The organism is Microbacterium ginsengisoli, from assembly GCF_000956535.1.
GTDB classification, from domain to species: Bacteria; Actinomycetota; Actinomycetes; order Actinomycetales; family Microbacteriaceae; genus Microbacterium; species Microbacterium ginsengisoli.
The window spans coordinates 36679-53329 of sequence record NZ_JYIY01000066.1 but is presented as its reverse complement, the minus strand read 5'-3'; the positions used below and the strand labels follow the sequence as shown (position 1 = coordinate 53329).

16 protein-coding genes and 1 pseudogene are annotated in these 16651 nt (G+C 66.8%); 9 read left to right on the top strand and 8 right to left on the bottom strand.

The features are described from left to right. Positions 1–71: 71 nt before the first annotated feature. Positions 72–749, bottom strand: a complete 678-nt coding sequence (locus RR49_RS04840) for a hypothetical protein (RefSeq protein ID WP_052672001.1) — start codon at positions 747–749, stop codon at positions 72–74. A 182-nt stretch (positions 750–931) separates the two neighbouring features. Next, positions 932–1447: a zinc ABC transporter ATPase gene (locus RR49_RS04835; RefSeq protein WP_245610955.1), complete on the bottom strand. Its 516-nt coding sequence runs from the start codon at positions 1445–1447 to the stop codon at positions 932–934. A 406-nt stretch (positions 1448–1853) separates the two neighbouring features. Here RR49_RS04835 and RR49_RS04830 point away from each other — a divergent pair, with 406 nt between their 5' ends. Genes RR49_RS04830 through RR49_RS04805 form a run of 6 tightly spaced genes read left to right on the top strand, consistent with a single transcriptional unit; the run spans position 1854 to position 9607 of the window. Continuing rightward, the gene (locus tag RR49_RS04830; protein ID WP_045246931.1) at positions 1854–2609 is read left to right on the top strand and encodes an SDR family NAD(P)-dependent oxidoreductase; all 756 of its coding nucleotides are present in this window, start codon (positions 1854–1856) and stop codon (positions 2607–2609) included. A gap of 41 nt (positions 2610–2650) precedes the next feature. Continuing rightward, positions 2651–3421 (top strand): glucose 1-dehydrogenase, encoded by a 771-nt coding sequence (locus tag RR49_RS04825; protein ID WP_045246930.1) that lies wholly within the window; start codon positions 2651–2653, stop codon positions 3419–3421. A gap of 18 nt (positions 3422–3439) precedes the next feature. Then, positions 3440–5026, top strand: a complete 1587-nt coding sequence (locus tag RR49_RS04820; protein ID WP_084603808.1) for a class I adenylate-forming enzyme family protein — start codon at positions 3440–3442, stop codon at positions 5024–5026. A gap of 44 nt (positions 5027–5070) precedes the next feature. Then, entirely contained in the window at positions 5071–6906 is a 1836-nt protein-coding gene (locus RR49_RS04815; protein WP_048809247.1) for a DUF3556 domain-containing protein, read from the top strand. Then, positions 6903–8336: a phytoene desaturase family protein gene (locus tag RR49_RS04810; RefSeq protein ID WP_045246929.1), complete on the top strand. Its 1434-nt coding sequence runs from the start codon at positions 6903–6905 to the stop codon at positions 8334–8336. Before RR49_RS04815 ends, RR49_RS04810 begins: the two co-directional genes overlap by 4 nt. After that, complete coding sequence (locus RR49_RS04805; protein WP_045246928.1) at positions 8333–9607, top strand: PucR family transcriptional regulator; 1275 nt, start codon at positions 8333–8335, stop codon at positions 9605–9607. The genes RR49_RS04810 and RR49_RS04805 overlap by 4 nt, the downstream gene beginning before the upstream one ends. Positions 9608–9778: 171 nt before the next feature. On the opposite strand, the gene RR49_RS04800 is transcribed toward RR49_RS04805, so the two are convergent. The 3 genes from RR49_RS04800 to RR49_RS04790 form a co-directional block, all read right to left on the bottom strand. Next, positions 9779–10315, bottom strand: a complete 537-nt coding sequence (locus tag RR49_RS04800; RefSeq protein ID WP_045246927.1) for a GNAT family N-acetyltransferase — start codon at positions 10313–10315, stop codon at positions 9779–9781. 71 nt (positions 10316–10386) lie between these two features. Beyond that, on the bottom strand, positions 10387–11295 hold the full coding sequence (locus tag RR49_RS04795; protein ID WP_048809245.1) for a Mom family adenine methylcarbamoylation protein: 909 nt from the start codon (positions 11293–11295) through the stop codon (positions 10387–10389). A gap of 54 nt (positions 11296–11349) precedes the next feature. Beyond that, the gene (locus RR49_RS04790; RefSeq protein WP_045246926.1) at positions 11350–11553 is read right to left on the bottom strand and encodes a hypothetical protein; all 204 of its coding nucleotides are present in this window, start codon (positions 11551–11553) and stop codon (positions 11350–11352) included. A 70-nt stretch (positions 11554–11623) separates the two neighbouring features. Between RR49_RS04790 and RR49_RS04785 the strand changes: the two genes are divergently transcribed. The 3 genes from RR49_RS04785 (at position 11624) to RR49_RS04775 (ending at position 13104) form a co-directional block, all read left to right on the top strand. Continuing rightward, positions 11624–11851 (top strand): alpha/beta fold hydrolase, encoded by a 228-nt coding sequence (locus tag RR49_RS04785; protein WP_211255140.1) that lies wholly within the window; start codon positions 11624–11626, stop codon positions 11849–11851. Positions 11852–11902: 51 nt separating this feature from the next. Next, positions 11903–12850: a 3-carboxyethylcatechol 2,3-dioxygenase gene (locus RR49_RS04780; protein ID WP_045246924.1), complete on the top strand. Its 948-nt coding sequence runs from the start codon at positions 11903–11905 to the stop codon at positions 12848–12850. 62 nt (positions 12851–12912) lie between these two features. Then, complete coding sequence (locus RR49_RS04775; protein WP_048809244.1) at positions 12913–13104, top strand: hypothetical protein; 192 nt, start codon at positions 12913–12915, stop codon at positions 13102–13104. Between the two features lie 22 nt (positions 13105–13126). Here the strand turns inward: RR49_RS04775 and RR49_RS16095 are convergent. The 3 genes and pseudogenes from RR49_RS16095 to istA form a co-directional block, all read right to left on the bottom strand. Further along, positions 13127–13625 (bottom strand): annotated as a pseudogene (locus RR49_RS16095) (hypothetical protein); the annotation flags it as partial. Between the two features lie 315 nt (positions 13626–13940). Next, positions 13941–14687 (bottom strand): ATP-binding protein, encoded by a 747-nt coding sequence (locus tag RR49_RS04765; protein WP_045246922.1) that lies wholly within the window; start codon positions 14685–14687, stop codon positions 13941–13943. Further along, complete coding sequence (gene istA, locus RR49_RS04760) at positions 14684–16249, bottom strand: IS21 family transposase (RefSeq protein WP_045246921.1); 1566 nt, start codon at positions 16247–16249, stop codon at positions 14684–14686. Before istA ends, RR49_RS04765 begins: the two co-directional genes overlap by 4 nt. Positions 16250–16651 lie beyond the last annotated feature (402 nt).

Sequence of the window (16651 nt, the reverse complement as noted above, 5' to 3'; positions counted from 1 at the left end):
AGGATGGATGCGCTACCGCACCGAGATCCGCACCCTCCGGTCCGGCCCTACCGCGAACGCCCTCTTCCCGACTACCCGTTCGGCTCGTCGTGAGGGAGCGCGTCGAGAAGCTCCTCGAGAACGATGACGAGCTCGTTGTATCCCTGCATGTAGAACAGCGCATCCGATCCCGGCGCTTCACCGCCGACGACATCGGCGAGCACCGCGCGCGCTTCCCGGCTCGCGGCCTGCAGTCGCGTCTCGATCCCCGGCAGGCTGCGGATCCATTCGTCGATGACCGCGAAGCGGATGGGCGCGAAGTCGTGCGCGTCGACGCCGACGTGGAACTCGTGGCCGTGGGGGCCGTGATCAAGGGCATGCGTGTGACCGTGCAGCAGCGGAACACCCTCGTCCCCGCGCGGCCGGTGCGTCGTGTGCCGGTCGGTGCCGTGTGAGTCGCCGCTGTAGAGGTAGTGGGATGCCAGGATCCTGTACCCGCCGCGGGTGCCCTCGATGACCTCGGGGAGGATGCTCCACCCGGCCGCCTCGTACAGCGGGGCGAACCGTTCGATCGCGCGCCTTGACTGTGTTGCCGGCGAAATCCGGTCGTGGTTGCCGGGCACGAGGAACCGTCGCCCATTCAGCTGCGCGGTCAGCCCGACGGATTCCTCGATCGGACCGAGCGCGAGATCACCGAGATGGAGGACGGTGTCGTCCGTCCCCACCGCCTCGTTCCACCGTCGCACCAGCTCCGCGTTCATCTCTTCCACGGACGTGAACGGACGCTCAGCGAGTTCGCTGATCCGTGCGTGACTGAATGCGTGTCCGAGGTGACGAAGTCCACCTGGTCGAAGTCGAACCATGGATACTGGCTCACTGCGGCCTCCTTCGATAAGCGGCCCTCGAGAAACCTAGGGATATCTATCGTTTCGCTAGACGGGTGTAGATGTTCCTAGAGATCATCGAGGTCGACCCCGAAGCGCGCAGTCGTATTCTCGAGCGGTTCACTGCTCATGCCGTCGCGCTCACGCAGGACGCGCTCGACCTCACGGTCGTTGATCGCTTCGACCAGCTCCTTGAGCACCCGGTCGATGTCGCCACCGTTCGCGGCTGCGAGTCTCGCCAGTTCCCTTGCCGCGTCGGCGAGCGTGTAGAGACGCTCCCACGGGTGGTCTCCGTGACGGGCGATCGCGACGGTCTTACGAGTGTAGGAGCGGTCGTCCCCGGCGACGAGCCAGCGTTCCTCGCCCTCAGCGGTGATGAAGAAGTCGACCACACACTCACCGCACGGCATCTTGTAGACGCCCGGTTCGGTGGGCGCCGTCTCCGTCGCACGCGCGATCATCTCGCGGATGACGCCTTCCCAATCGACCGCCGGTTCATCGTCGCCCATGCTGACCTCCCGAAGCAGAACAGAGAAGTCTCTCATCACAAGGAAGCAGAGTCCACAGGAGCTATTGAGGGGCACCCCTAACTCCCTGTTCAGGGTTATCTTGATTCAAGCTGGAGCAGCACGGCATGCAACGAACACCCCGAGGGATTGCGGGCCTCCTGCGCTAGAGGCGCTTTGGGTGGGAACCTACATCAGCCCGGCGGGGGTGGCTGAACTCGAGAACGAGATTCGATACGGGCGCGATCACGAGCACCTTCGCTTCTTCGTGAGCTCGCCACCGTTGTCGCCGTCTGCGGAGACAAGAATCGCGGCGTGGCGGTCAGACGCCGTTGGCCCGGTCACCGCCTCGTGCCTCGATCTCGAACAGTGGGCGGTGTGCACCATCTGGCCGTGGCGATGGTGCACACCGTCACTGAGTTCGGGCTCTTCACGCGTCTAGCGTTTCCCAGGTCGGCAACGAGGCCGATCTGAAAGGGAGCCCATGTCTGATCTGAACGGCAAACGAGTATTCATCACAGGATCGGGGCAGGGGATCGGCGCAGCCATCGCCGAGCTTGCGATCGCGCGCGGCGCCTCCGTCATCATCAGCGACATCGACACCGAGCTGGCGGCAGAGACGGCCGCGCGCCTGGGTGCCGCAGGCACTGCCAATGCAGATGTCACCGATGAGGGCAGCATCACCTCCGCGATTCAGAGCGCCATCGAGCAGCTCGGCGGACTCGATGTCCTCGTCAACAATGCGGGAATCGAGGTCGCCTCGCCGCTCCTGCTGCAGTCCACCGAGAGCTTCGATCAGATCTTCGCCGTCAACGTGCGGGGCACGTTCCTCGGGATGAAGGCGGCCGCACCTGCGCTCGTCGCGAGCGGCGGAAACATCGTGAACATAGCTTCCATCGCCGGTATCGGAGGCAGCCCGCTGCTCGGGTCGTACTGCGCTACGAAGGCCGCAGTGATCCAACTCACCCGGGTCGCTGCAGTCGAGATGCGCGCCCAGGGCGTCCGCGTGAATGCGGTCTGCCCTGGGTTCGCCGACACGTCGATGGTCGATCGCTTGCGTCCGGACTTCGAGGCTGCGACCCAGGTGCCGTTCAGCGATCTGGTTGCGCAGAAGCAGGGTCGACTGGGAACCCCCGAGGACATCGCCGAGGTGGCGCTGTTCCTCGCTTCCGACCGGGCCTCGTGGGTGACGGGGAGCGCGTACGTTCTCGACGGCGGCCTCACCGCATCGCTCGTCTGAGCACCCCCGATATCCATCACCATTCGAAAGAGAAGCCACTCATGAACATTTCCCTCGCACCGAAGGTCGCCATCGTGACGGGCGCGGGCGCCGGGATCGGCGAAGCCATCGCGCGCGCACTCGCAGAGGCGGGCGCGACGGTCGTCGTTTCGGACATCGATGCCGGCGCCGCTGAGCGTGTCGCGGCATCGATCCCCGGTTCGCTCGCCGTCGCCGCCGATGTCACCGACGAGGCGGCGGTGCAGAACCTCATCGCACGGACCGTCGAGACGTTCGGGCATCTGGATGTCGTGGTTCCCAACGCGGGAATCGCGGTCACTTCGCCCCTCGCAGCGACGTCCTTCGAGGACTGGCGCAAGGTCCTCGCCGTCAACCTGGACGGCGTGTTCCTCACGATCCGTCACGCTCTCCCCGCTCTCGTCAGCAGTGGCGGCGGGGCGATCGTCAACATCTCCTCCATCACCTCGCTGCGAGGTTCGGCGCTCATCGCCAGCTATGCCGCGGCGAAGGCGGCCGTGACGAACCTGACGGCGACGGTCGCCGCCGAGATGCGCGGATATGGGATCAGAGCGAACGCCGTGCAACCGGGCTTCATCGACACGACCCTCGTGACGAGCCATCAGGGCGACTTCGAGGCGGCGTTGGGTCTCGAGCCTGGCGGCTTCGATGACCTCATCGCGGCGAAGCAGACCCGCTATGGGACGGTCGAGGAGGTCGCCGCGGCCGTCACCTTCCTCGCCAGCGACGCCTCGAGCTGGTGCAACGGCTCGACGCTCGTCCTCGACGGCGGCTTCACGTCGTCTCTGCTCTGACTGCTCATGTGGGACGTGATGGTGCAGATCGCGCCATCACGTCCCGCCGGTGGTGCGGATCGAACCGTATGCCCGAGGCGGCCCCTGCATAGCCTGACGCTGTCTTCACCCGAGACCTTCGATGAGGAAGGAAAGAATGTGACCGAGTCGCCTTCGCTCCCCCACCTGCCGTGGAACAGCCCGAGCGCCAGGTCGGACCGCCCGTGCGTTCAGGACGTGTCGCGCGCTCTCTCGTACGCGGAGCTCGAAGCGCAGTCGCGCGCGTTCGCCGAGCAGCTCGACGACCTCGGCATCCAGCGTGGCGACGTGATCGCGATCATGCTCCCGAACTCGGTGGAGCTGATCGTCGCGATGCTCGGCGCATGGATCGCCGGCGTCGTCGCGACCCCTGTGAATCCTACGCTGACGGCACGCGAGGTCACGTACCAGCTGGAAGACTCCCGCGCTCGACTGCTCGTCGGGAACGCCGTCGAGGGTGTGGAAGTGCCCGCGTTGGGTGCGGACGAGATGCGCAGGACGCCGGCAGCACCGACCACTCGGTCGATCGCCATCGACCCGAGCCGGCTCGCCCTGCTCGTCTATACGAGCGGCTCGACGGGCGCCCCCAAGGGCGTCATGCTCGACCATCGCAACCTCGAGGCCATGGCTACAGGGATGGCTCAGCACTTCGAGCTCACGGAGAACGACCATGCGCTGCTCGTCCTGCCCCTGTTCCACGTCAATTCGATCTGCGTCACCTTCCTTGCCCCGATGAGCGTGGGTGCGCGGGTGACGGTTCTGGAGCGTTTTGCGCCTCGGACGTTCGTGGATGCCATGGCGCGCTTCCGCCCCACCTATTTCTCGGCGGTCCCGGCGATCTTCGCCCATCTGGCTGCCCTCCCCGACGACGAAGCGATCGACACCGGCAGCCTCCGGTTCGCCGTCTGCGGCGCCGCCCCGGTCTCACCCGAACTGCTCGCGCGCTGCGAAACCCGATTCGGCATGTCGATCACGGAGGGCTACGGGCTGACCGAGGCCACCTGCGCGTCCGCGTGCAACCCCGTGTCGGGTGTCCGCAAGCCCGGCACTGTCGGTCCGGCGCTTCCCGGTCAGCGTATCCGCATCGTCGATGTTCGCGGGGAGGACGTCGCGTCGGGCGAGCGCGGCGAGATCGTGATTTCCGGTCCCACGGTCATGCGCGGGTACCTCAACCGCATCGAGGCGACCGCCGAGACGATCGAGGACGGATGGCTGCACACCGGCGACGTCGGGATCTTGGACGCGGATGGCTATCTGCGTGTCGTCGATCGCATCAAGGACATGATCATCCGCGGCGGCGAGAACATCTATCCGAAGGAGATCGAGGGTGTCCTGGCGACGCATCCCGCGGTTCTGGAGGCGGCCGTCGTCGGCCGGCCAGACCCGGTGCTGGGCGAAGTGCCCGTCGCGTTCGTCGTTCTCGCTCCCGGGTTCGAGACGGATGCCGAGGAGCTGATCGCGCACTGCCGCGTCGGCCTGGCCAAGATCAAGGTGCCCGTCGCCCTCGACATCATCGACGCGCTGCCGCGCAACCCCGTCGGCAAGATCGACAAACCCGCGCTGCGACACGCTCTCGCCGCAGCCTGACCCGTCCACCCGCCACCGTTCCATCCCGCACCGAAGGAGTTGTCATGGGATTCAAGACAGGGGACTTCCCGCCCGTCGATCTGGAGACGTTCCTCCACCAACCGTTGCGCGACCGCATCCGTGCGCTCTCGCTGCACTGGGTCGAGTACGGTTTCGGTTCGCCGCGCCTGATCGCGACCACCTACATCGTGAAGGTGGTCGTGCTGTGGCTGTTCATCGGCACGGTCATCATCACCGCGACGAGCGGGGTGGGCTGGTTCTGGCAGGTGGACCTGTGGTGGAACGAGCCGATCGTTTATCAGAAGGCCATCGTCTGGACGATGCTGCTCGAAGCGATCGGCGTCGCGGGATCGTGGGGCGCGATCGCCGGCAAGTTCAAGCCGATGATCGGCGGCATCCTGTTCTGGGCCCGCCCGGGCACGATCCGTCTGCGCCCGTGGAAGTGGGTGCCCGGCACCGCCGGCGACACGCGCACGGTGTTCGACGTCGTCCTCTACCTCGGATTCCTCCTCGCGCTGACCGCCGCGCTCGTGCTGCCCGGACGGGCCACCCCCTCGCTCACGGCGGCGCTGCCCGACAGCGTCGGCGGGCTCATCCAGCCCGCCCCGGTGATCGCGGCCATCGTGCTGATCGTCCTCGTGGGTGTCCGTGACAAGACGATCGCGCTCGCCGCCCGCATCGAGCAGTACCTCCCGGCGCTCGTGTTCTTCGTGGCGCTGCCGTTCGTCGACATGATCATCGCGCTCAAGATGCTGATCGTGCTCGTCTGGGCCGGCGCCGCTCTCTCGAAGATCGGCCGCCACTTCCCCTTCGTCATCCCGGCGATGATCTCGAACACACCCTTCTGGCCTCCGATGTGGCTGAAGCGGTCGATGTACCGGAACTTCCCCGAAGACATCCGCCCCTCGCGGTTCGCGCACTTCATGGCGCACGGCATGGGTGCGGGCGTCGAACTCGTGGTGCCGCTGATCCTGCTGTTCTCGACGAACCAGTGGGTCACGATCGCGGCGGTCGTCATCATGGTGGGCTACTGCCTGTTCATCGTGTCGACGTTCCCCCTCGCCGTTCCGCTCGAGTGGAACCTGCTGTTCGCGTTCGGTGCGATCACGCTCTTCCTCGGCTTCCCGTCGTGGCAGGGGTTCAGCGTGCTCGACTTCTCGAACGCCTGGGTCGGGATCGGCATCGCGGTCGCGCTGCTGTTCTTCCCGGTGCTGGGCAACATCCGACCCGACAAGGTGTCGTTCCTGCCGTCGCTGCGTCAGTACGCCGGTAACTGGGCTTCGGCGATCTGGACCTTCACTCCGGGTGCGGAGAAGAAGCTGGATGCCGTCATCCGGCCCACGTCGAACCAGGTCGACCAGCTGCAGCAGATGGGCTACCCGTTCGTCGCGGCGGAGATCACGATGCAGCAGACGATCGCCTGGCGGTCGATGCACAGTCAGGGTCGCGGTCTGTTCTCGCTCGCGTACCGCACGTTACCTGACATCGACACCCGAACCGTCCGCGAGGGCGAGTTCGCGTGCAACTCGGTGATCGGGTTCAACTTCGGAGACGGCCACCTGCACAACGCTGACCTCATTCGAGCGCTGCAGACGCGTTGCCACTTCCTGCCGGGTGAGTTCGTCGTATTCTGGGTCGAATCGCAACCCGTCACCCGGGGTACGCAGTCGTACCAGATCATCGACGCCGCGCTCGGTGTGATCGAGAGAGGAACGTGGAAGGTGGCCGACGCCGTCAAGGAGCAGCCGTGGCTGCCGAACGGTCCCATCCCCATCAACGTGACCTGGCGCGCCGACGTGCAACCGCCGACCTCCGCGACGAACACGGTGCATGTGCCCGGGGAGACCTCGGTGTCGGCGCCGGTGAAAGAGGAGGCGTGACCAGAGCAGTCGTGGTCGGCAGCGGGCCCAATGGACTCGCTGCCGCCACCGTGCTCGCGCGCGCGGGCGTGGACGTCACGGTCTTCGAGGCGCACGCTGAGCTCGGCGGAGGCGCCCGCACCATCCACAGTCCTCTCCCGGGGCTGATCCAAGACCATTGCGCGGCGGTGCATCCCATGGCCGCCGGATCCGAGTACATGGCGTCGTGGGGGTTGGAGTCGCGGGGCGTGCGGTGGCGGCGCGCCCCGATCGACGCTGCCCATCCTCTCGATGACGGCACGATTGCGCTGCTGCATCAGAGCATCGACGAGACCGCCGATGGACTCGGGAAAGACGGATGGCGGTGGCGGGAGATGTTCGGGCCCGCTGCGCGGCGCTTCGCCGCTCTGAGCGACGACATCTTCCAGCCGATGCTGCGGATGCCGCGGCATCCCCTCCTCCTCGCCAGATTCGGTCTCGTGGCCGGGCCCCCGCCGACGTGGACCCGCGCACTCCTGCGCACCCCGCAGGGGCGCGCCCTGTTCTCCGGGGTCGCCGCCCATGCGATCAACCGGATCGATAGGCCGCTCGTCGGAGGTATCGGGGCAGGGATCATCGCCGCCGGCCATGCCGTGGGGTGGCCCGTCGTCGAAGGCGGAACCGGCCGGCTCACGGACGCCATCGTGGCCGGATTGCGCGACCTCGGAGTGCGGTTCGAAACGTCGACGCCGATCCGAATGCGGCGAGAACTCCCTCCGCACGACATCGCCATGCTCGATCTGCATCCGCGCAACGTCGTGCCGCTCTACGGCGACGTCCTGCCGCGCCGGATCCGCGACGCGCTCGCCCGGTTCCGCTCGGGGCCGGCCGCGTTCAAGCTGGATCTCGCCGTTGAAGGAGGGATACCGTGGCGGAACCCGGAGGCGGCGTCCGCGGGGACCGTGCACCTCGGCGGCGGAGCTGAGGAGATCGCCGCTACGGAGCGTGGCATCTCCCTCGGCCGGATGCCGGAGCGTCCCTTCGTCCTCGTCGGTCAGCAGTACGTCGCCGACCCCTCCCGAGCAGATGGCGAGATCAAACCCGTCTACGCCTACGCGCATGTCCCGGCGGGGTACGCGGGGGATGCCTCGGGGGCGATCCTGGCGCAGCTGGAGCGGTTCGCCCCCGGCACGCGGGAACGGATCGTCGCTCAGGCTGCGCAGTCGCCGCGCGACCTCGCGGCGACCAACGCCAACTTCATCGGCGGTGACATCCTTACCGGCGCGAAGTCGCCGATCCAGTTCATGTTCGGCCCGCGGGTGACATCCGATCCGTACCACCTCGGTCTGCCGGGGGTGTACCTGTGTTCGGCTGCGACCGCCCCGGGACCAGGCATTCACGGACAGAGCGGCGTGAATGCTGCGCACCGTGCTCTGCGCGCGCTCCGTCGAGGCCGAGCGAGCGCGTCGTGAGCGTCGACACCGCCTCGCCCCTTGAGCCTGCAGCCAAGCGTCGGCTGCTCGTCGACGTGGCGCGGGCGCTCGACACCCGTCTCACCGAGATCGTCGACGAGATGACCGATCTCCTCGCGGAGAGCATCCGTGAGTTGCGCCCGGACCCGCAGATGATCGAAATGCTGCGCGCGAGCGTCGAAGGAAACGTCGCCACGATCTGCCACATCCTCGCGAACGACATCGCACTGTCGAACCTGCAGCCCACCACCGCTGCGGTCGAGTACGCGCAGCGTCTCGCACAGCGCGACGTGCCGATCAGTGCACTGACTCGCGCGTATTACCTCGGGCAGAGCATGTTCCTGCGACTGGGGATCGATGCCGTCGAGGGGATGGCGGTGCGGGAGGAAGAGCGGATCGAGCTGGTCCGCGCTGTTGCAGATGTCGTCCACCGCTACATCGACTGGATCCTCCAGTACGTCTCGGAAGTACACGAGCTCGAACGACGCCGCTGGAACGGCGGCCGGGGCGCCGTTCTCGCGAACACCGTCGACCGCCTCCTTCGTGGAGAGAGCCGCGACCCCGCAAGATTCGAATCCGACACGGGGTTCTCGCTCGGCTCGGCTCCGTTCGTCGCGCTCGTGGTCTGGAGCGAAGAGGCCGCGGGGAGCACGGCGGCGGCCGTCAGATCACTGGCACAACGGTTGGCGACACGCTGGCGCGCCCCCCGGCCTCCCCTCATCGTCGCGGAGGATTCGTCGACGACATGGGTGTGGGTGCCCACCGCGCCCGGAGTTGCACCGTCCGCCGCCGACGTCGACGCCGAGATCGACGTCGACGGCGAACTCCGCGTCTCGCTCGGCGATGTCGGCGTCGGCGTCGAAGGGTTCCGCACGTCGCACGCGCAGGCGTTGGACGCGCGAATGGTCGCGCTCGTCTCCTTGCAGCATCAAGGGCGAACGGTCGTGGGGTACACGGAGCCGGCCGTCTCACTGCTCGCGATGTTCGCTCGTGACCTACCCGCCACGCAACGCTGGGTGCGCAGCGTGCTGGGCCCCCTCGCGCGCACGGACGAGCACGCCCACACCCTACGGGCCACGTTCCGCGCTTACTACGCCGCCGGCTCCAACATCACGCAGACGGCCAGCGATCTCGGCATCCACCGCAACACCGTCCGCCGCCGCGTCGCCTCCGCGAATCCGAACCAGCAACCGCGCGACGCCCTCGAGATGTCGATGGCGCTTCGCCTCTACGACGCATTCGGAGCGGGAACGCCTCCTCGACCGCTGTAGCCGGAACCGACGTCGCGGGGAATCCGCCATTTCGCGTGGAATCCTGCCCCCGAAACCGCTGCCAAATAACGTGGAATCCCGGCATCCTCCGCCATCTCGAGCGAGAACCTACACGGATCTCAGATTGGGGATCTCGGGCGAGCATCGAACAGGGGATGCCTGCCCGGAATGTCACCGGAGGGTGCGGATGAACCAACAGGGGTAGTGCCTGTTGGACGATTTGAGGTTGAGTCCGTCGCCGAGGTTGAAGGGGAGCGATTCTCCGGCCTGCAGCACGTCATAGCCGCCGCGCTGGTAGAACGCTGCAGCGTCGGCAGCGCACCCGCCGTAGATGAACTTGATCCCGGTGGCGAAGCCGGGCACCATCCCGAGCAGGACGGTTCCCAGGCCGCGGCCCTCCCAGGTCGGGGTCACGGCGAGCGCGGTCACTCGGACGGCGATTCCGTCGCCGGGGACTTCGATTCCTTCGAGCACGACGACGCCGGCGAGCTCTCCGTTCAGCGTGGCCTTGATGCCGCCTGCCGCGGCCGCCAGGGTGAAGGGGTTGTCACTGGTGATCCTTCCGTTCAGCAGCTGCTCGATCTCTGGGCGAGCCTCCGCTGCGAAAGCGCGGAACTCGAGGCCGGCGGCGACGGCTGCCTGCGCGTGCTCGAGGTATCTGTCTCGCACGCGGCTCTCGGGCCATCCCTTCCTCAGCAGCTGGGGCATCGTGTGGTTCCTTTCGTCGATCGCTCGAGGTCTGTCCTCGTGTCGTGGTGTCGGTGGCCAGCATCGCGCACTCAGAGAGTGAGCAGCTGTGTCGCGGCTTTGGGGTATGGGGTCCGCTCGAGCGCGATCGCTTGGCGGCTGCGCTGCCGGACACTGCCGAGGGGCCAGGCGTAGCGGTGATTGCCGGGGTGGCGGATCTTGCGCACGCCGATCTCCTCGAGCGCGTCGCGCAGCCACGACCGCGGCTCCTCACCCGCACGTCTGGCGCGCGCACCGAGAGCGATCAGGTGCCGCTCTCCGGCATCGGCGCCTTGTTCGCCGGTGCGGATCTTCGACAATGTGCGCTCCGAGAGGACGATGCCGGCCGAGGGGACGTAGTTCAGCGTCCGTGCCGTCGACCGGCCGAGCGCGATCGCGTTGGTGGCCTGATAGATCACTCCGACATGGCCGGGCGTGATTGTCTCGGTGCGCGTGCTCAGCTGCCCGAGCTCGTCGACGTCGGTGACCGTTCTCTGTCGCGGCATCGGGTCGGCGAAAGAGACGACGCCACGGATGCCGGCCGCTGCCGCTTGCCTCCAGACCTGGCCGAGGAACCATGACTCGGCATTGGCCGGCACAGCGTCGACGAGCACGAAGCGGCCGAGCTCGAGCGATTCGGTGAACGGGTCGAGCTCGGGGAAGACGTTCGTCAGCACTGCTGCACTCATGGGCACCGACAGGACGGCGACGCCGACGAGACCAACTCCGTCGACGATGAGCCGAGGGTCATCGGTGAACAGCCCCCAGGCGAAACGCGCTGCGGGGTATGAGGCCGCGTAGTGATGCGTGCAGACGAACGCTCTGGCCTGGGCCTCGGGGATCTGATCGACGTGGAACCTGCGGGCATCGAAGCCGCCTTCGGAGACCCGCCGCCAGGATGAGCGGCCGAGCGTCCACCGCTGGCAAGCGGTGGACGCCGGCGTGAGTGTGGAGCTCGTCATCCGCGGGTCAGCTGTCGGATGCTGTCGGCGAGATCCTCGTCGACGTCCACGAACTCACCCGTGGAGGCCTGGAAGCCGATGAGAGAGCATCGGCAACGCGCCCGTCGAGGCGAGCACGCCTCCTCGACTGATGGCAAGCACGCGGTGGCGGGCGGTGCCGTCCGCGAACCGGGCCAGCAGCGCCTGCAACTCCAGCGGTGCGGTGTTCAGGAGCGCGTCCTGGAGGTCACGAGCGGCCTGCTTCGCGATCGCGAGCATCGCGGGATGGGATGCCCCGACTGGAGAGGCGAGGGCGAGCGAGCCGATGACCCGCTGCGATCGTTCCCAGTTGCCGCTGGACCTCGAGGTCCTCGCGAAGCTCGACCTGCCGGTGCTGCTCATCCACGGGACCCAGGATGTCGTCATCCCGGTATCCCGCACATGGGAGCTGCTGAACGTGATCCCGAACGCGGATGCGCACGTCTTCAGCCAGTGCGGACACTGGTCCCAGGTCGAGCGGGCCACCGAGTTCAACCGGCTCATCACCGAATACCTCCGCGCACGCGGAGTCGCCTAACCCGTAACGTCGCGCAGGGGCCGACCCCTCGCACACGCAAAGGAGCAGATCATGCCGGTAGCACTCGTGACGATGTCGCACAGTCCTCTGTTGGACTACGTCGACCCTCCCGCCGACGTCAAGGAAGAAGTCGATGCTGCCTTCGCGGCGGTCTGTCAGTTCGTCAGCGACTTCAACCCCGACGTGATCGTGAACTTCGCCCCTGATCACTACAACGGCTTCTTCTACGAGCTGATGCCGCCGTTCTGCATCGGCTACGCGGCCGAGTCGATCGGTGATTACGGCAGCCAAGCCGGACTTCTCGACGTGCCGGCCGACCTCGCAAAAGAGATGGCCGAGTACGTTCTGAGTCAAGGCGTCGGCTCGGCGATCTCGCTGCGAATGGAGGTCGACCACGGCGCCGTGCAGCCGATGGAAGTCATCTACGGCGATATCACCGCGAAACCCGTCATCCCAGTGTTCATCAACTCCGTCGCCCCCCCATTCGTCCCCCTGCGCAGCATCCGCGAGCTCGGCCGGGCGATCGGCGAGTTTTTCCGCGACCGCGACGAGCGGGTGCTCTTCATCTCCTCCGGCGGACTCTCCCACGACCCTCCTGTTCCCCGCATCGCCACCGCCACACCCGATCAGCGTCAAGCGCTCCTCGGCGGAGGCCGCCACCTCACCCCCGAGGCGCGCGACGCCCGGCAGCAACGCGTCATCAACACCGCGAAGGCGTTTGTACTCGGCGAGGCCGAGATCATGGAACTCGCCCCCGAATGGGACCAGGAACTGATGGCCATCCTCGCCTCCGGTGACCTGAGCCCACTGGACGCCTGGACATCCGACTGGATGACGGAGATAGCCGGGAACAGCTCACACGAGGTGCGCACCTGGATTGCCGGGTACGAGGCACTCGCCGCGTCTGGTGATTACAGCGTGGGGTACTCGTTCTACAAGCCGATCAAAGAGTACATCGCCGGCTTCGGCGTGACCACGGCACGCCCGACCGGCCGCTGATCACACCTCGTCGGGACTGCCTGATCACGGTGGATCTGGTGTCCTGACCGAGAGGAAAGGCGATGACGGATGTCATAGGAATGATTGATCCTGTGACGGGAGAGATCATCAACGAGCAGCAGCTTGCGGAGCAGCTTCTGAAGCAATCGAAGGAACACGGTGTTGACCTCATCGGCTCCGACGGGCTGCCGAACGGGTCGACTAGCGTCGACCTCTCGATGCATTCCGGACGAAAGCACGGGCTACTCTTCTAGGCCGGTCACCGCGACTGCGGTGACCGGCCTCGGGCTCGATGACGACGTGCGCTTTGAATCCGTCCCGGCGGTGCTCGACGGTCTTGTCCGCGTGCCGCGTGTGGGGGTCGACGGTGGAGATCACCCGGTCCGCAGTGACCTTCTGGGCGACCTTCCACCGCCCGTCGGTGCCGTCCGACCCGTCCGCGGGCTCCACGTCCTAACCGGCAACCAGGGCCAGCAACGCGATCGCGTTCGCCGGCTTGCCTTCGGCAGCAGTGAGCGCCTCGACCTCCAGCACGCCCAGCATAGCGATCGCGTCACCGACCAGCGCGGAGACCAGCAGCACGCTCGTGGCAACATCACCCGGCAGCGATGGACGCCCCCGCCCCGACGGGATCAAGTCCGCGAACATGTCATCCGGGAACAACTGGTGACGGTGCTCGGCGAGGAACGCGAACACGCTCCACACCGGCAACAGATGCCCCCGCGAACGAAGACACATCCAGAAGATCCCGCGACCCATCATCGCGAACCTGCATCACCCGCGTCGCGGAACGACATGGGCGCATCGGGTTGCAGGTGTTCGGGTCAGTCAGCTCCTGCCAGCGGGCATGAATGCTGTCCTGTGCGACGGCCCACGCGTCATATGCGCAGTTGTAGACCAGGTCGGTCATCCACCGCTCGGTGTTCGGGCCTCCGGGATCGGCAGCAATGAGCGCGCGCAGGGTGAGTATTTGGAGGCTTGAGGGCCACTGAGTATTGGGGTTCAGGGCCACTCGATATTGGGGTTCGAGGCCACTCGGAATCGCCGGTGAGCGCCACTATGGCGGACGCGACGCTCACCGGCTCGTGGGTCAGCTGGCGGTCGCGGTGTGTTCGCGCATGTTGGTGCTGCCGGTGTTGATCCAGAGGGTGTTGTGGACGATGCGGTCCATGATCGCGTCGGCGTGGACCCCGCCGCCGAGGCGTTGGTGCCAGTCCTTCTTCGCGTACTGGGTGCAGAACACCGTCGACGTGGAGTCGTAGCGGCGTTCGAGGAGCTCGAGCAGCATGCCGCGGACGCTGTCGTCGGGACTGTCGAGGAGCCATTCGTCGATCACGAGGAGGATGAACGCGGCGTATTTGCGGAGCCACTTCTCCTTCCCGCCTGGCCGGTCTCGTGCCGCGGCCCAGGCCTCTTCGAGGTCGGGCATGCGGATGTAGTGCGCCCGGTAGCGGTGCTGACACGCCTGCTTGGCCAGCGCCGAGCCGAGGTAGGACTTCCCGGAGCCGGTGAACCCTTGGAACACGACGTTCTGCTGCCGGGTGATGAAATGGCAGGTGCCGAGTTGCGCGATCACGCCCCGGTCCAGGCCGCGCTGCTCGAGCAGGTCGAGGCGGCGCAGGTCCGCGTTCGGGTAGCGCAGCCCTGCCCGGCGGATCAGCCCCTCGACCTTGGAGTGGGTGAACGTCGCGTGGGCGTCGTCGACGGCGAGTTTGACGCGCTCTTCGAACACCATCCCGAGGGTGAGGGTGTCGTCCTGGACCTCGAGCGCGTCGACCAGCGACGTGACCCCCATCTCCCGCAGCTTCCGCTTCGTCTCCGAGTCGAGCCGGCTCATCGGACCCCTCCCGCGTAGTAGTCCGCGCCGCGGACATATCCCGCCGGCTCGCTCGCCGTCGCCGGCGTCGACCAGACGTCGCGGCCACCAGGATCGTCTTGGTTCGTCTCCAGGATGGGTCGCAGGTGCGCGTAGCGGGGCGATCTCACTCGGGAGGCCAGCGCGATGCCGGCGGCGGCTTCGACCCGGGCCGCGGAGTAGCGGCGGGTCATCCGCAGCACCGCCAGCGCGGCGTCCAGACCCTGCTCGTCGACCGGGACGGACTCGAAGATCCGATTCACGACCGTCGTGGTGTCCTCCCCGATCCGCCCCGCCCACTCCCTGACCCGCTCGGCGTCCCATTGCCGGTAGCGGAGACCGTCGGGCAGGTCCGCGTCGTGGGTGCGATACGCGTTGACCACCCCGACAGGGGCGAGGAGGTGACTGGTCAGCCGCTGGTCGCCGGCGAACACCTCGAGCGTGCTGTCGGTGACTCTCAGGTCGACGCTGCGGCCGATGTGAGGGTAGGGGACGGAGTAGAAGTTGCGCTCGAACACGACGTGCCCGTTCTTCTGCACCCGACGGCCGTAGGCCCACCGGCTGATCTCGAACGGCACGGCGGGCAGCGGCCGCAGCAGCGGCTTCTCCTCCGCCTCGAACACGCCCAGACGGGAGCCCTGTCGCTTCTGGAACGGCTCCGCGTTGTAAGCGGCAACGCGCTCATAGACTGCCGCCCGCAGCTCCGGCAGGCTCGCGAACTGACGGTCGCGGAGCGACGCGATCACCCAGGTCGCGATGTTCCCGACGGTGCCCTCGACGCTCGCCTTGTCCTTCGGCTTCTTCACCCGCCCCGGGAGCACCGCCGGGCAGTAGTGCGCCGCGAGCTCCCGATACGCGTCGTTGAGCACCACCTCACCCTCCGCGGGATGACTGATGACCCCGGTCTTCAAATTGTCCGGAACGACCCGCGGGACACTGCCGGAGAACCAGTCGAACATCGACACATGCGCGCGCAGCCAGGAGTCCTGCCGCATGTCCAGCGTCGGCTCGACGAACGCGTACCTCGAGAACGGCAGCGTCCCGACGAACAAGAACACCCGCGTCCGCTGCCCGGTGGCCGGGTCGGTCAGCTGCATCGTCTTGCCCGACCAGTCGACCTCGACGCTCTGTGCGGCCTTGTGCCCAACCCGCGACGCAGCCCCAGCGATCAGGACATGCCGCTGGTAGGTCTTGCAGAACCGGTCATAGCCCATCGCCGTCGATCCCGCCGCACGGCAGGCGTCGACATACTCGCCGTGCAGCAGCTTGAGCGTCACCCCGACCCGCGCGAGCTCCCGATGCACCCCGTCCCAGTCCGGCTGCGCATGCACGCTCTCATGCTCACCACGACCCGGGAACAACCGCGCATACACATCGGCTTCCTCGAGCTCCGCGACGTCGTCCCAGCCGATGCCCTCCCTGTCGGCGGCTTCGATGACCGCGGCCACGCTCGTCCGGGACATGCCCTGCGCCGCGATCTGCCGCCCCGTGAACCCCTCCGCACGAAGCCTCAGCACCAGCTTCGCCTTGATCTTGCGTACCATCCGAATCACTCCTTCTGCCGCGCGATAGGTCCGCACGGCAGAAGGAGCCTAAGAACAGTGGCCCTCAACCCGAATATCGACTGGCCCCCACCGACGCGATCACGGCCAAGAGCAAGTGGCCCCAAACCGCAACATCAGTGGCCCTCAGAAGAGCGAATACTCACGCAGGGTGTCGGCGCGTACGACTGGGCCATCGTCGCTCTCGATCGGCTCCCGACGGTCTCGAGTAGTTATGGCAGGTACCCATCTTCACTGCGCCAAGTCGGAGCATTTTTGATCTGACACCCGAATCTCACGAATCATTCGCCATTAACGTCACGGAAACACAACATCCCCGATACTCCTGGAAAGTGCTTCGGCTTCCGTGGCCGACGTCCCTGCAACGGCTTTGGCGCACCACGG

Bases quoted from the DNA above. Each gene is read 5' to 3' on its own strand.
- RR49_RS04830 (WP_045246931.1), top strand. From the start codon at position 1,854: ATGTCTGATCTGAACGGCAAACGAGTATTCATCACAGGATCGGGGCAG.
- RR49_RS04825 (WP_045246930.1), top strand. From the start codon at position 2,651: ATGAACATTTCCCTCGCACCGAAGGTCGCCATCGTGACGGGCGCGGGC.
- RR49_RS04820 (WP_084603808.1), top strand. From the start codon at position 3,440: ATGGTGCAGATCGCGCCATCACGTCCCGCCGGTGGTGCGGATCGAACC.
- RR49_RS04815 (WP_048809247.1), top strand. From the start codon at position 5,071: ATGGGATTCAAGACAGGGGACTTCCCGCCCGTCGATCTGGAGACGTTC.
- RR49_RS04800 (WP_045246927.1), bottom strand. From the start codon at position 10,315: ATGCCCCAGCTGCTGAGGAAGGGATGGCCCGAGAGCCGCGTGCGAGAC.
- RR49_RS04795 (WP_048809245.1), bottom strand. From the start codon at position 11,295: ATGACGAGCTCCACACTCACGCCGGCGTCCACCGCTTGCCAGCGGTGG.
- RR49_RS04790 (WP_045246926.1), bottom strand. From the start codon at position 11,553: ATGCTCGCGATCGCGAAGCAGGCCGCTCGTGACCTCCAGGACGCGCTC.
- RR49_RS04780 (WP_045246924.1), top strand. From the start codon at position 11,903: ATGCCGGTAGCACTCGTGACGATGTCGCACAGTCCTCTGTTGGACTAC.
- RR49_RS04775 (WP_048809244.1), top strand. From the start codon at position 12,913: ATGACGGATGTCATAGGAATGATTGATCCTGTGACGGGAGAGATCATC.
- RR49_RS04765 (WP_045246922.1), bottom strand. From the start codon at position 14,687: ATGAGCCGGCTCGACTCGGAGACGAAGCGGAAGCTGCGGGAGATGGGG.
- istA (WP_045246921.1), bottom strand. From the start codon at position 16,249: ATGGTACGCAAGATCAAGGCGAAGCTGGTGCTGAGGCTTCGTGCGGAG.